The organism is Burkholderia sp. MSMB0856, assembly GCF_001524645.2.
GTDB classification, from domain to species: domain Bacteria; phylum Pseudomonadota; class Gammaproteobacteria; order Burkholderiales; family Burkholderiaceae; genus Burkholderia; species Burkholderia diffusa.
The window spans coordinates 105635-119576 of sequence record NZ_CP013426.1; the positions used below are offsets into that span (position 1 = coordinate 105635).

Below are 13942 nucleotides of genomic sequence, written 5' to 3' on the forward strand. Positions count from 1 at the left end.
CCGACATCAATTTACGCAAAGCGTATTATAGTTACGCAAAATACGTTTATCTCGGGAGAACCGGATGAGCAAGACGATTTCAACGGAGCGTGCCTCCGCCTGTCCTTTTAGCAACGGTGGCGCATCAACCAACGTGGTACGCGCGGGGTCCGGTTGCCCTGTCAGCCAACGGGCCACAGAATTCGATCCATTCGAAGACGGCTACCAGCAGGATCCGCCGGAATACGTGCGCTGGGCACGCGAGCAAGAACCGGTGTTCTATAGCCCGAAACTCGGCTATTGGGTCGTTACCCGTTACGACGACATCAAGGCGATCTTCCGCGACAACATTACGTTTAGTCCTTCGATCGCGCTCGAAAAGATCACGCCGACCGGCCCTGAAGCGAATGGTGTGCTGGCCTCGTATGGCTACGCGATGAACCGCACGCTGGTGAATGAGGACGAACCGGCGCACATGCCTCGCCGGCGCGCGCTGATGGATCCGTTTACGCCCGCGGCACTTAAGCATCACGAGCCGATGGTGCGGCGTCTGGCGCGGGAATACGTCGACCGCTTCATCGATGACGGCAAGGCGGACCTCGTCGACCAGATGCTTTGGGAAGTCCCGTTGACCGTCGCGCTGCATTTTCTCGGTGTGCCGGAAGAAGACATGGACACATTGCGCGAATACTCGATCGCGCACACGGTCAATATCTGGGGGCGGCCTAAACCCGAAGAGCAGGTCGAAGTCGCGCATGCGGTTGGCAAGTTCTGGCAGTTCGCGGGCAAGGTGCTCGACAAGATGCGACAGAACCCGGACGCTGCGGGCTGGATGCAATACGGCATTCGCAAGCAGAAGGAAGTGCCGGAGGTCGTGACCGACTCGTACCTGCATTCGATGATGATGGCCGGTATCGTCGCCGCGCACGAAACCACCGCGAACGCCACGGCGAACGCGGTGAAGCTGCTGCTCGAGCATCCACGGGCATGGCGCGACATCTGCGAAGACCCAAGCCTCATTCCGAATGCCGTGGAGGAATGTCTGCGGCATAACGGCTCTGTCGCGGCGTGGCGGCGCGTTGCCACGCGCGACACGGTTGTCGGTGGTGTCGATATCGCGGCGGGTTCCAAGCTGCTGATCGTCACCTCGTCGGCGAATCACGACGAACACCAGTTTGCCGATGCCGATCAGTTCGACATTCGCCGCGAGAACGCCAGCGACCAGCTGACGTTCGGCTACGGTTCGCATCAGTGCATGGGAAAGAACCTCGCGCGCATGGAGATGCAGATATTCCTCGAGGAGTTTGCGCGGCGCCTGCCGCACATGCGGCTTGCCGCCCAGCGTTTTACCTATGTGCCGAACACTTCGTTCCGTGGCCCTGAGCACCTGCTAGTCGAATGGGATCCGGCGATAAATCCGGAGCGCAGCAATCCCGCCGTGCTCGAATCGCGCGGCACGGTACGGATCGGCGAACCGTCGGCGCACGCGATCAGCCGTCCGGTTGTGGTCACGTCGGTATTGCGCGATACGCACGATATCGTTCGCGTCAGGTTGGCGTCGCCCGATGGGCGGCCGCTACCGCGTTGGACCGCGGGCTCGCACGTCGACGTTGAATGCGGTACGACGGGTATCTCTCGCCAGTACTCGCTGTGCGGCGATCCCGACGACACCACCTCATTTGAAATCGCCGTGCTCAGGGAGGCGCAAAGCCGCGGCGGTTCGGCGTGGATGCACGAAAACGTTAAGGTCGGCGCGCAGTTGCGGATTCGCGGACCACGCAATCATTTCCGTCTCGACGAATCGGCGAAGAAACTGATTTTGATCGCTGGCGGAATCGGCATCACGCCGATCAGCGCGATGGCACGTCGCGCAAGAGCGCTTGGCCTCGACTATGAAGTTCATTTTAGCGGGCGCACGCGAGCCTCGATGGCTTTGCTGCCAGAGCTTGCCGAGCTTCATGGTGAAAGGGTTCGCGTGTACGTTTCGGACGAAGGAACGCGTAACAATTTCACTGCACTGAACGTGGAAGAAGGCACGCAGGTCTATGCATGCGGACCAGTTCGCATGCTCGACGCACTGCAGGAAGCGAGTGCCGCGTGGCCCGACGACGCGCTAAAAGCCGAGCATTTTGAATCGAAACTTGGCGCGCTCAATCCCGCTAATGAACACGCGTTCGAAGTCGAGTTGAAGGATTCTGGACTCGTCGTCATGGTGGCGGCCGATCAGACACTGCTCCAGGCCCTGCGCAAGGCGAACGTCGATGTGCAGAGCGATTGCGAAGAAGGATTGTGCGGGTCGTGCGAAGTTCGCGTACTCGCCGGCGAAGTCGATCATCGGGACGTGGTGCTGACCAAAGGCGAACGGCAATCCAATACCCGCGTGATGACCTGCTGCTCCCGCGCAGCCGGGAGCAAGCTTGTGCTGGAGCTTTGAACATATTTCTTTTGCATCTACCGCCGAGCCGCCAGAACGAACAGTTCGTGAACAAGAGCGGCCGGATTACCAGGAGACATCCATGAGCAATAAACTTAATGTCAGCGAGTTAATCAACGACGGTCGATTCGGCATCTACCAGTTGATGATGGTGTCGCTCTGCGCGTTATGCCTTGTTATGGACGGCTTCGACGTGCAGGCGATGGGCTACGTCGCGCCAGTCGTGATCCGCGAGTGGGGCATTGCCAAGGAGACATTGTCGCCAGTGTTTGGCGCCGGGCTGTTCGGTATGCTGGTCGGTTCGCTCGCTTTCAGCACGCTTGCGGATCGCGTCGGACGCCGCCCTGTGCTGATTACGGCCACGTTCTTCTTCTCTATCTGCATGTTCGCGACGGGTTTTTCGCATTCGATTGCTGAACTGATCGGCTGGCGCTTTATTGCTGGGCTGGGGCTTGGCTGCATCATGCCAAACGCGATGGCACTCGCTGGCGAATACAGTCCGCGGCGGATGCGCGTGACACTTATGATGATCGTGTCATGTGGCTTCACGATCGGCGGTGTCATAGGCGGCCTCATCACGGCGTCGTTGATCCCGCATTTCGGCTGGCGCGCGGTGTTTTTCGTCGGCGGTGCGATTCCGTTTGTGCTGGGCATGCTGATGTGGCTGACGCTGCCGGAATCGATTCAGTTCCTGGTTTTCCGCAAGAGCGACGCTGAACGTATTCGTCGGAGCCTTGCGCGGATCGCACCGGGCATGGACATTCCTGCAGGTCACGTGTTCGAAGTCACGGAAGAGAAACCGCGCGGCATGCCGTTCGTAGAATTGTTCAAGGACGGAAGAGCGCGCGTGACGTTACTTTTGTGGGTCGTTAATTTTGCCAATCTGCTTGTCATGTATTTTCTGTCGAACTGGCTGCCGACCGTGGTGCGCGAAGCGGGCTATACAACTTCGACTGCAGTCTATGCGGGTACTGCGCTTTGGGGGGGCGGCGTGGTTGGCACGCTCGCGCTGGGCCGCATCATCGATCGCGTCGGCTTCACGCGCGTCCTTATCACGACCTTCATGCTTGCCATCGTGACGATCGCCGCTATTGGAAATGCGACGGTGCTTGCCTCGGTCAGTGCGTTGTTCCTGTCGATTTTCCTCACCGGCTTCTTTATCATCGGCGGGCAGCCCGCACTCAATGCGCTTGCCGCCACCTACTACCCAACGGCTTTGCGATCGACCGGCATCGGCTGGAGCCTAGGGATCGGGCGAATCGGATCGGTTGTCGGTCCTGTGCTCGGCGGCGCGCTGATGCAACTGCAATGGTCGTCGGCATCGCTTTTTGTGGCAGCGGCCGTGCCCGCATGCGTTTCGCTGGCGGGCGTATTCGCGATCCAGCTTTCGATTCGTGGCCGCGCGGGAACGAGAGAGGCAGCAGGCGCGTTACATTAAATCGGCAGGCTCTGGCCACCTAGTTGGAAACAGGGCGAATAATTCATTTGCGAGCGTGATATCGGCCACGCCGTCTAGAGGTGGCTGCGCGAATTCGGACAGTCGGCTAAGTGGAGCGCCCGGGGCCTGAGCCAGCGATAATGCTGGATAGGAACCGAGGAAATGACGAAGAGAACCAGACGGATGCACTCAGCGGCGTTCAAAGCGAAAGTGGCGCTGGCGGCAGTCAAGGGCGAGCGCACGCTGGCGGAACTGGCACAGCAATACGATGTGCATCCGAACCAGATCACGGAATGGAAGCGGCAGTTGCAGGAGCGTGCGGCCGACGTGTTTGGCACGGCGGGCGCGGCACCGAGCGAACCGCCGGTGGACCTGAAGACGCTGCACGCGAAGATCGGCCAGTTGACGCTGGATAACAATTTTTAGAAAGCGCGCTCACTAAAGCGGGATTGCGGAGCACAAAGAAATGATCGACCGTAAGCATGCTTTGCCGATTGCGCAGCAGGCACGTCTCGTCGGCGTGGCGAGATCGAGCGTGTATTACCGGCAGCAGCCGGTGAGCGAAGCGGATCAACTGCTGATGCGACGGATCGACGAATTGCACATGGAGTTTCCGTTCGCCGGCGCGCGGATGCTGGCCCGCCTGCTGTAGGAGTTCGCAATCAATGCTAGCCGTGCCCAAAGGAGTGCTAGCAATGTTCACTAATACTGCTAGCGTAGTGTTTTGCTCAGCCTGAGCGGTGGGCATCGATAATGAGCGGCCCCCAGCAAACAGTGCCATGATGTAAGCGAGTTTTCGGCGGACTTTTTCAGTATGAAAGGAGCCGTACGATGAAACGCAAGCGCTTCAGTGTGGAGCAGATTGTGGCGGTGTTGAAACAGGCCGAAGCAGGCATGCCGGTAGCGGAACTGATTCGTCACGTGGGCATTTCGGAGCAAACCTTCTATCGCTGGAAGAAGGTATATGCCGGTTTGCAGACGGACCAGGTGCGGCAGCTCAAGCAGCTTCAAGACGAGAACGTCCAACTGAAGAAGGTGGTCGCGGAGCTGACGTTGGACAAGGCGATGCTGACCGACGTATTGAAAAAAAAGTGGTGAATTCATCGCCGAGGCGCCATGTCGTGGATTATCTAAAGTCCGCCTATGGAGTAGCAGAGCGGCGTGCCTGCCGCCTGGTGGCCATATCGCGCTCGGTGTACCAGTATCGCAGCCACCGCGACCCGCAGACTGCATTGCGGCAGCGCATGTGTGAAATCGCGGCGACGCGGGTGCGCTATGGTTACCGCAAGATACGCGTGCTGCTGCTACGGGAGGGCTATCAGGTCAGCAAGAATCGGCTGTACCGTTTGTATCGTGAGGAAGGGCTGTCGCTGCGCTACAGACCAAATCGCAAGCGACGTGCACAGATGAGCCGCCCGGCACGTGCAAAGTCGACGGCGGCAAATCAGGCGTGGAGTTTGGACTTCGTCGCCGACCAGCTTTCGAACGGCCAGAGGTTCCGCGCGCTAACCATCATCGACGTCTTTACGCGCGAAGCACTAGCCATCGATGTTGGCCAGCGACTGAGCGCTTCAGATGTCGTGCGTGCACTGGATGAATTGAGGAGCAAACGCGGAGCGCCCCGCACGCTGTTTTGTGACAACGGCTCGGAATTTACGAGTCAGGTGATGGACCTGTGGGCTTACCATCACAAGGTCGAGATTGCCTTCAGCCGGCCCGGCAAGCCAACGGATAACGCATTCGTGGAGTCGTTCAACGGCACGCTTCGCGATGAATGCCTGAACGTGCACTGGTTCACATCGCTGGCCGACGCCAGGGAGCAGATTGAGCGATGGCGGGTCGAATACAACGAGAGTCGGCCTCACAGGGCTCTCGGTGAAGTGCCGCCTGCCGAATACGTCCGTCAGTTGGGCCTGCAGGCCCAACTGACGGACCAACAGAACGCCGAAGACTAACATTGCCTTTGGCACTGAAAACCGGGACCGTTCAAAAACGAACTTTACTAGACTCCGGCTGGCCGTGTTTGCAGGGGGCAGGTCACAGGCAGTACATTATTCGATGAATTTGTAACTCATAACACTAGTATGTTTGCGCGGTACTGTGATCTGCCATAAGGCGATCCCGACGAAAAATCTCGTGCATAATTGCTTTCGCGCCAGCTATGATCAGCCGAACGTCCGAGCTAACCGTAACGAGGTCGAAACCCTGACTGATCCGCTGCGTCGCGAACTCGGCGCTGCCGTTATGGATGCAGACGACTTTGCCGGCAGCGTGCGCGGCCGTGCGAATCTGTGCGATGGCCTCGACAACCGACGGGTCGACATCATCGAATGTCGGCCGGCAGCCGAGCGACAGTGACAGGTCGGCCGGGCCGACGTACACACCGTCGAGTCCGTCGACAGCGAGGATCGCATCGAGATTGCCGAGTGCTTCGGCAGTTTCTATTTGCGCGAGCACGACGACGGTGTCGTTCGCATGCGTTGGATAGTCCGCGCCGGCATAGAGCTGGGCTCGGATCGGTCCGAGGCTGCGCTGACCGAGCGGCGGATAGCGCGTTGCCGCGACCAGTCTCCGTGCTTCGTCGGCCGTGTTGACCATCGGGCAGATGACACCGTACGCACCGGCATCGAGCACCTTCATTAGAATGCCGGGGTCATTCCATGGTACGCGGGCCATCGGCACGGTATCCGTTGTGGAAATGGCCGCGAACATGGCGATCGCGGTCTGGTAATCGATAACGCCGTGCTGCAGATCGACGGTCAGTGCATCCCAGCCCTGATGCGCCATTGCCTCCGCAGAAAATGCGCTCGGAATGGTTAGCCAGCCGTTAACGACTGCACCGCCTTGATGCCAGATCTGGCGAATTCGGTTCTCACGCATGGTTCGTTGCTCCGATAAAGGTGCTGCCGACCACTTTGCCGGCGTTTGATGCAAGTCAGTCGGTTGCGGAGATCGGATTCCCGCCGGCCATCACTTCGAGTGCCCGGACGAGTGCCGAGTGATCCCATGCGCCGCCGCCTTGCGCAACGCAGACATTGAAAAGCTCCTGCGTCGTCGCGGTGTTCGGCAAGCTCATGCCGAGCTGCCGCGCATTCGACAGCGCGAGGCCGAGGTCCTTTTGATGCAGTGCGATCCTGAATCCGGGCGCGAAGGTGCGCTTGACCATGCGTTCGCCGTGTACCTCGAGCACGCGCGACGACGCGAAACCGCCCATCAGCGCATCGCGCACTCTAGCCGGATCCGCGCCGGCCTTCGCGGCGAATAGCAATGCTTCGGCAACTGCCTCGATGTTCAGTGCGACGATGATCTGGTTCGCGACCTTCGCGGTTTGGCCGTCGCCGTTGCCACCGACGAGCGTAATGTTCTTGCCCATCAGTTCGAACAGCGGTTTCGCGCGTGCGAACGCGTCTGTGTTGCCGCCGGCCATGATTGACAGCGTCGCGTCGCGTGCGCCGACTTCGCCGCCGGAGACCGGAGCATCGATGTACTCGCAGCCGAGCGCGCGGATGCGTGTGGCGAACTCCTTCGTTGCAAGCGGCGAGATCGAACTCATGTCGATTACGAGCTTGCCTGCCTCGAGGCCCTGCGCAATGCCGTCGTTACCGAACAGCGCCGCTTCGACGTGCGGCGTGTCGGGCACCATCACGATGATGACGTCTGCCTGGCGCGCCACGTCCTTGCCATTCGCACACACGATGCCGCCGGTCTCGACGAGCTCGACAGGGACCGTCCCGTGTGTGTGCAGAAACAGCGTATGACCGCCGCGGATGAGGTTGGCGGCCATGGGGGTGCCCATGATGCCGAGGCCGATGAAGCCGATTTTGCTCATGATTGTTCCTATCTGGAGAAAGCGGGGAGGGGGAAAGCGTTCAACACATCGCGCGTGTCGTCGAACCGTGGCTTCGGCAGCCGCGCACGCCGGGGCGCAACGCGACGAGGCGGCCGTCCGGTGCATCGGGCGCGCAGCCGGGAAGTCGGATCGACGTGACGAAAAGCGTGTCGAGGCCGACACCGCCGAACGCGCACATCGCGGGCTTCGCGAACGGCAGCGCGATCGCCCGGTCGAGCCGGCCATCGGGCGAGAATCTCAATAGCAAGCCCGCATCGTTCGCGCAGGTCCAGTAGCAGCCCGACTCGTCGACGGCCGCCCCGTCAGGTCGACCCGCATGGTCGTGCAGGTTGGCGAATACACGCTGGCAGCTTGGCTGACCATCGTCGACGTCGTAGTCAAATGCCCAGATCACCCTGCGCGACGCATGCGAATCGGACAGGTACATCGTCCGACCGTCCGGCGACCAGGCGAGCCCGTTTTGTACGATGAGGCCGGCGACGAATGGGCCGCGCAACCCGTCCGCCGAGGTGTATCGATGCAGGCCACCGGCCGGGTTCGCGGCAGTCACGTCCTGCACCATCGTGCCGGCCCAGAAGCGCCCTTGCCGGTCGCAACGTCCATCGTTGAAGCGCATGCCTGGGCGTGCGAAGTCAGGCGCTGCGAGACGCCGGGCGATCGTGCGGCCGACGACCGGAACCGGGGCCGAGATATCGAACTCGATTTCGAAGATCCCGCTTTCGAGGCCGGCGATCAGGCGTCCCGGGCCGGCCGGGGCGATGCAGCCAATCTGCTCCGGAACGGTCCACCGGTGTCGGACGCCGGTTACCGGATCGATGCGCAGGATCGTCCGCGCCGGAATGTCGACCCAATAGAGCGCGGCTTCCTCCGCGTGCCATACCGGGCTTTCGCCGACGGTGGTGACGCAGGTGTCGCCACCGTCGGCGAATTCGACGGACAGTCGCTCGATCGGTGGCGTCATCGCGGATCCTCCATCGGACCGCTCAGCACGAACGGGCCGCCTTGGCACACCCGCGTGGGGTCGGCCGGGTCGATGTCGGGTGCACTCGCCGGAAAATCGCGTTCGAACGGAATCGAGCTGTCGGCCGGACGGAAGCCGAGATGGGCAGCCTTGCGGTTGTCCCACCACGTGACGCGGTTGTCCGACACGCCGTAGATGATCGAATGGCCGACGCGCGGCGTGAAGAGCGCGCAGCGCACGAGCTCGAGGAAATCGCGGTAGCTGAGGAACGTATTCAGCATGCGCGCGTTGCGCGGCGCATCGAAGCTCGAGCCGATCCGCAGGCATACGGTTTCGAGCCCGAATCGGTCGAAGTAATAGCGCGATAGCGCTTCGCCGAAGCACTTCGTCACGCCGTACAGGCAGTCCGGGCGTACAGGCATCTCGGTATCGACGACCTGCGTGACGGGGTAGTAGCCCGTGACGTGGTTCGAGCTTGCATAGACGATGCGCCGTACGCCGGCCTTCTGCGCGGCGGCGTACAGGTGATAAGTGCCGCGGATGTTCGCTTCGAGCAGGTCAGCGAACGGCGCTTCGACCGAGATGCCGCCGAGATGGACGACCGCATCGACGTCGTCGAGCAGCGCGTCGACGGCGGCGCGGTCGGCGAGATCGTCGACGACGACTTCCTCGCTGGCAGCCGGCTCGCCGGGGTCGACGATGTCGGTCACGCGTACGATCCGGGCCCATCGGCGCAATTGCGTGCGGATCTGGCGGCCCAGGTTGCCGCTCGCGCCGGTCAACAGGATTCGGTGAAAGGGCGGGGAGGCAGTGTCGGTCGACTGGTTCATTCGGTTTCCTGATTGATATTGGAAGAAACGTCGCGCTCAGCGCGGAACGTCGGCGAGATAGAGCGCCGGCTTGCCGTCGCGATCAGATGTGAACAGCACGCGGCGGCTGTCCGGGGTAAAGGACGGATGTGGGTGCGTGACCTGCCGGTTGCCGTCCAGCACGGCCCACGACGTGTGGTGCGCGGCAATGCGCTTCGTCGTTCCGGTCGTTGGCTCGAACAGGTAGAGGTAAGGGTCGTCGTCGATTTCATGCGCGCCGACGTCGTTCACGTCGACGGGCGTGCCGCAGCCATCGCCGACGAGCAGCGAGCCGTCGAAGTTGCTCATCAGATGCGAGCAGGGCGGCATCTGCATCAGTTCGGTGTCCGTGCCGTCTTTGGGATTGAAACCGCGAATGTAGCGTCTCGGGTCGCCACGGCGGTACGACACATAGATCATGCGGCTGCCGTCGGGCACCCAGAATTCGTGCGTGCAGCTTTCCCCGTCGGCATGCTCGTGTACTTTGCGTAGATCGGAACCGTCCTCGTCGACGAGCCACATCCGGGTCTCGACGATGTCATGCGGCCCCTCATGACAGAACGCCACCGTGTTGTCGTCGAACGGACGGTAGATCGGATGACCGAGCCACTGGTTCGCCTCGTGGACGACGGTCCGGGCGCCGTCGCGCAGGTCGATGCTCAACAGCCGGCAACGGGGGCGGCGATAGTAGAACTCCTTGAACTTGTGCCAGTTGGTGAGCGGCTCGTAGTCGCTCGCTGCGATCTCGATGCCGACGACCTTATCGCAGGCGGAGTTTGCGACCCAGGTGCCGTAGCCGACGTAGTCGCCCGGCACTTCGTAGACGATTGATTCGTCTAGCGTCTCGAGATCGAGCCGCATCATCCGGCGATCGCCTTTTACGTAGTACAGGTGACGGTCGTCCGGCGACAGGAAGCCGCCGAACGTGTTGTCGCCCGCCCCCTCCGTCAGCTGCGTCGCGACACCAGTCGGCAGGTCGAGCAGGTAATAGTTCCAGTGGCCGTCGAAACCGCCGCCGAACAGCAGCCGCGTGCCGTCGTTGCTGAAGCACTTCTGATAGAAGTAATTGCGGTGGCACGTCACATCGGGCGGCGTGAGGCGCGTCACGACCATTCTGGTTTGCGGGTCGGCGTATTCGTCGTAGACGAAATGCAGGGTCTGGCCTTTGCTCATGATTTGTCCTTGCTGGGTGACGACCCAGTGCGCATGCCTCGCTGTCACGTCGAGTAGGTCGGATGGATGGTCAGGTGTGCGATTGCGTGATCGAGTCTTTATTGTCGGCCGCGCGTTGCGTACGACGGCCGGAGCGTCTGTCGGCCGAATGGACTAGCCCCGCACCGGGCAGGAGGAGAATCGCGCCACAGATCAGGAATACAATGCGACCGTGCAGTGCATTCGGCAGCAGCGAGAGCGCCATAATGCCGAGCGCGGCGAGGCAGACGAGCCGACCGAGCAGGCCGCGCTGGCGACGTTCGCGGGCATCGTCGGCCTCATCGGAGTCGTCTGATTCGACGGGTGTGTCCCAGCACCGGAACAGGTCGGCCCGTTCGGCCGCACGCTGTTGCCCGGTCTCGGAGTAGAACAAGCGTGTCGACACGAAAAAGCCGCCAGTGATCACGACGTGTGCGAGTAGCACGATCGAAACGCGCAGGTCAGCCCATTCGCGGCCGCTCAGCTTCAGGCCGAACCACGACTCGATTGTCGTCTGGCCGATCAGCATCCCGAATATGTACGAAACGACCAGGCCGACCAGCAGGGTTGCCCAGCCCGACCAGTCCGGCGTCTTACGTACGACGAAGCCAAGCATCGCCGGCACCGCAAGAGGAAAGGTGACCATCGCACTCAGCGTGACGAGGATGTCGAACAGCGTCATACCGTGCACCGAATTGATCACAATGCCCACACCGACGACGAGCAACCCGAAGACGAGCGACGCAAACTTCGACGCGACCATCAGTTCCTTTTCGGTCGCTTGCGGGCGCAGCACGGTGCGATAGAAATTGCGCACGAAGAAGCCGGCGTTGCGGTTGATGCCTGCGTCCATCGCGGACATCGACGCCGCGAACATGGCGGCCATCAACAGGCCCAGCATGCCGGCCGGCATGAATTTCGACACGAATGCAACGAATACGGCTTCGCGCGCATCGTGGCCAAGCATGCCGAAATCGCTGGCGAAATCAGGCATCCTGTAATGCATGAACCACGCGGGCACGAACCAGATGAGCGGCCCGACGATGCTGAGCACGCAGGTGAGAAGAGCGCCCTTGCGTGCGTGCTGGCTGTCTTTCGCGCAGATGTAGCGATATGAGTTGAGGCCGTTGTTCATCATGAAGATCTGCTTCACGACGATCATCACGACCCATAGCGCGAAGAGGCCGGCATAGGCGTAGCCGTGGCCTATCCAGAACGAATCGTGAAAGCTGTCGACGATCGGCGTGATGCCGCCTGCGTTGCCGAGCGCTACGATCGCACACGTGAACGTGACGGCCATCACGATCAGCATCTGCAGATAGTCCGATGCGACCATCACCCATGCGCCACCGGCGAGCGCCATCGCGATCACGACGAGCCCGGTGGCGACGATCACGGTGCCGACCGGCAAGTGAAACACGGCGCCCGTGATGATCGCGAGGCCGTTCAGCCACTGTCCGGCCGACAGCAATCCGTCGAGCATGCTGATCCAGACGAAGCTCTGTTCGCTTGTGCGACCGAAGCGCGAGCGCAGCGCTTCGGTCGCGGTGACTACGCGCATCTGCCGGAAGCGGGGCGCGAAATACAGGTAGTTCGTCAGATAGCCGACCGCGTTCGCGAGATACAGCACGACGATCGCGAAGCCGTCGTTGAACGCTTTCGACGCCGCGCCGGTGAAGGTCCACGCGGAGAACTGCGTCATGAACGCGGTGGCGCCGACCATCCACCAGAGCACCTTGCCGCCGCCGCTGAAGTAGTCGCTCGTGTTCCGGTTGAACGAACGGAACGACAGGGTGATGGCAATCAGAAAGCCGATGTAGGCGATTACGACGAGAATGTTGATGTCCATGCTTCGGGTTCCGCGATAGCTGATGCCGGAAGTAAATAGGGGGACGCGCCGGGAGCCGGATCAGAAGTAGTGAATGATCCCGAGCGATACGCCGTGCTCGGATTCGCCGGGTTGCCGCGCGCCGGCTGGCTTGATGCTGTAGATTCCGTTCGCCGCGTTCTTGACCTCCACGAGCTGGCCGTATAGCGCAGTCCGTTTCGAGAAGTTGTAGCGGGCCGTCAGCACGAAGTGCTGCGCGCCCGTGCCGGGGCCTTTCTTGACCGAGCCGACTGCGGAGCCGGCCGGCGCGCTGCCGTAACCGCTGCCCGCGATCCCGTAGTTGAATTCGAAGCCCCACGGGCCCGGCGTATAGCGGGCGACAAGGCCGAGCATGTTCTGCCGGATGTTGTGCTTTTGCGCATCCACTTCGTAGTTGAGCTGCTGCACGATGCCACCGAAGTAGATGTTCTGAGTCACCTGGTATCCGGCGGTGATTTCGGCCGCGTAACTGTCCTGTCCCGGCCCGAGCACGCCGTAGTCGCCCTCGAAGCCGATCGCAGCCTGCAGGCGCCCGCTCACGTAGTTGATCGAGCCCGACCATACGTGTGCACCGCCCAGACCCTGGTTGTTGATGTCCTGGTTGTAAGCGTAGTACTGGACCGCGCCGAAGAACGGACCGAAATTTGGCGAGTCGTAGCGAATCGAATCCGGATATTTGATGTCGAAACAACCCTGCGCCTTCGTATAGCCGGCGGTGCCTTTCATCGCGATGCCGCAGTTCGACCACAGTACGGTCGTGATGCCGAGACCCTGGGTTTCGGCGAGTGCGTCGCCGAAGACGCCGTGGCGGTCGTACGGCGCCTGAAAGCGCCCCATCCGCAGCGTGCCGAACGTCTTGCTGGACAAGCCGACGAAGGTTTCGCGCGCACCGAACGTGCCGGTGCCGTCGTTCGTGCTCAACGCGCTTTCGGCCTGGAATACGGCTTTCAGATCGGAGGTCAGCGTCTCCGTGCCGCGGAAACCCCACGCCGATCCGTAGTTGGCCATCCGTTCGCTCGGCGGGTTGCCGCCGCCCGTCACGTAATCGATCGAATTGATGAAGCGACCGTAGAGCTGGACGCCATCGCTGCGCGGCGCCTGATAGGCCTTGTCTGTCCAGCCGGAGAAATCCACGGGCGCGGTTTGAGCGTGCAGCGAGCCGGAACAGCTCGCTGCGGCGATAAAGCCCACCCAGGTCGTAACGAGGGCACGTGCATGTTTTTTCGTCGACATTCCGAATCCAATCCTGAAAGTGGCGCAAGCGTTCCCGGCTAACGCTTGCGTACATACCTTGCGAGAGGCGCTGGCCATCGATGAGGATGGCTCTTATTTATTAGTCATCGTACAACTGATGACGAACAATATCAGCGGCAC

10 protein-coding genes and 1 pseudogene are annotated in these 13942 nt (G+C 61.3%); 4 read left to right on the forward strand and 7 right to left on the reverse strand.

All coding sequences use genetic code 11. The features are described 5' to 3' along the window. Nucleotides 1-64 precede the first annotated feature (64 nt). The 4 genes and pseudogenes from WS87_RS00415 (at nt 65) to WS87_RS00435 (ending at nt 5806) form a co-directional block, all read left to right on the forward strand. Nucleotides 65-2413, forward strand: coding sequence for a cytochrome P450/oxidoreductase (locus tag WS87_RS00415; RefSeq protein ID WP_107938009.1), 2349 nt, complete (start codon nt 65-67; stop codon nt 2411-2413). Between the two features lie 82 nt (nt 2414-2495). Further along, nucleotides 2496-3851, forward strand: a complete 1356-nt coding sequence (locus tag WS87_RS00420) for an MFS transporter (RefSeq protein WP_107938010.1) — start codon at nt 2496-2498, stop codon at nt 3849-3851. 162 nt (nt 3852-4013) lie between these two features. Next, a pseudogene (locus tag WS87_RS34175) lies at nt 4014-4500 on the forward strand (transposase); the annotation flags it as partial. 182 nt (nt 4501-4682) lie between these two features. Next, a protein-coding gene (locus WS87_RS00435; protein WP_107938004.1) for an IS3-like element ISBvi7 family transposase occupies nt 4683-5806 on the forward strand; the annotation gives its coding sequence in 2 pieces (ribosomal slippage) (nt 4683-4944 and nt 4944-5806; 1125 coding nt in all). Nucleotides 5807-5930: 124 nt separating this feature from the next. Here WS87_RS00435 and WS87_RS00440 read toward each other — a convergent pair. From WS87_RS00440 to WS87_RS00470, 7 genes are all read right to left on the reverse strand, one after another. After that, nucleotides 5931-6731, reverse strand: a complete 801-nt coding sequence (locus tag WS87_RS00440) for an HpcH/HpaI aldolase family protein (protein ID WP_107938013.1) — start codon at nt 6729-6731, stop codon at nt 5931-5933. A 55-nt stretch (nt 6732-6786) separates the two neighbouring features. Beyond that, nucleotides 6787-7680, reverse strand: a complete 894-nt coding sequence (locus tag WS87_RS00445) for a 2-hydroxy-3-oxopropionate reductase (RefSeq protein ID WP_107938014.1) — start codon at nt 7678-7680, stop codon at nt 6787-6789. Between the two features lie 40 nt (nt 7681-7720). Further along, nucleotides 7721-8662, reverse strand: coding sequence for an SMP-30/gluconolactonase/LRE family protein (locus WS87_RS00450; RefSeq protein WP_107938015.1), 942 nt, complete (start codon nt 8660-8662; stop codon nt 7721-7723). After that, nucleotides 8659-9492 carry an NAD-dependent epimerase/dehydratase family protein gene (locus WS87_RS00455; RefSeq protein ID WP_107938016.1) on the reverse strand — a complete coding sequence of 278 codons (834 nt, stop codon included), beginning with the start codon at nt 9490-9492 and terminating at the stop codon, nt 8659-8661. The genes WS87_RS00450 and WS87_RS00455 overlap by 4 nt, the downstream gene beginning before the upstream one ends. A gap of 36 nt (nt 9493-9528) precedes the next feature. Next, nucleotides 9529-10683, reverse strand: coding sequence for an oligogalacturonate lyase family protein (locus WS87_RS00460; protein WP_107938017.1), 1155 nt, complete (start codon nt 10681-10683; stop codon nt 9529-9531). Between the two features lie 70 nt (nt 10684-10753). After that, nucleotides 10754-12550 carry a sodium:solute symporter family transporter gene (locus WS87_RS00465; RefSeq protein WP_107938018.1) on the reverse strand — a complete coding sequence of 599 codons (1797 nt, stop codon included), beginning with the start codon at nt 12548-12550 and terminating at the stop codon, nt 10754-10756. A gap of 60 nt (nt 12551-12610) precedes the next feature. Continuing rightward, on the reverse strand, nt 12611-13801 hold the full coding sequence (locus tag WS87_RS00470; protein WP_159085612.1) for a porin: 1191 nt from the start codon (nt 13799-13801) through the stop codon (nt 12611-12613). Between the last annotated feature and the right edge of the window lie 141 nt (nt 13802-13942).

Excerpts from the sequence above, each read along its gene's own strand:
- WS87_RS00420 (WP_107938010.1), top strand. The coding sequence starts at position 2,496 with ATGAGCAATAAACTTAATGTCAGCGAGTTAATCAACGACGGTCGATTC.
- WS87_RS00450 (WP_107938015.1), bottom strand. The coding sequence starts at position 8,662 with ATGACGCCACCGATCGAGCGACTGTCCGTCGAATTCGCCGACGGTGGC.
- WS87_RS00440 (WP_107938013.1), bottom strand. The coding sequence starts at position 6,731 with ATGCGTGAGAACCGAATTCGCCAGATCTGGCATCAAGGCGGTGCAGTC.
- WS87_RS00445 (WP_107938014.1), bottom strand. The coding sequence starts at position 7,680 with ATGAGCAAAATCGGCTTCATCGGCCTCGGCATCATGGGCACCCCCATG.
- WS87_RS00460 (WP_107938017.1), bottom strand. The coding sequence starts at position 10,683 with ATGAGCAAAGGCCAGACCCTGCATTTCGTCTACGACGAATACGCCGAC.
- WS87_RS00465 (WP_107938018.1), bottom strand. The coding sequence starts at position 12,550 with ATGGACATCAACATTCTCGTCGTAATCGCCTACATCGGCTTTCTGATT.
- WS87_RS00455 (WP_107938016.1), bottom strand. The coding sequence starts at position 9,492 with ATGAACCAGTCGACCGACACTGCCTCCCCGCCCTTTCACCGAATCCTG.
- WS87_RS00415 (WP_107938009.1), top strand. The coding sequence starts at position 65 with ATGAGCAAGACGATTTCAACGGAGCGTGCCTCCGCCTGTCCTTTTAGC.
- WS87_RS00470 (WP_159085612.1), bottom strand. The coding sequence starts at position 13,801 with ATGTCGACGAAAAAACATGCACGTGCCCTCGTTACGACCTGGGTGGGC.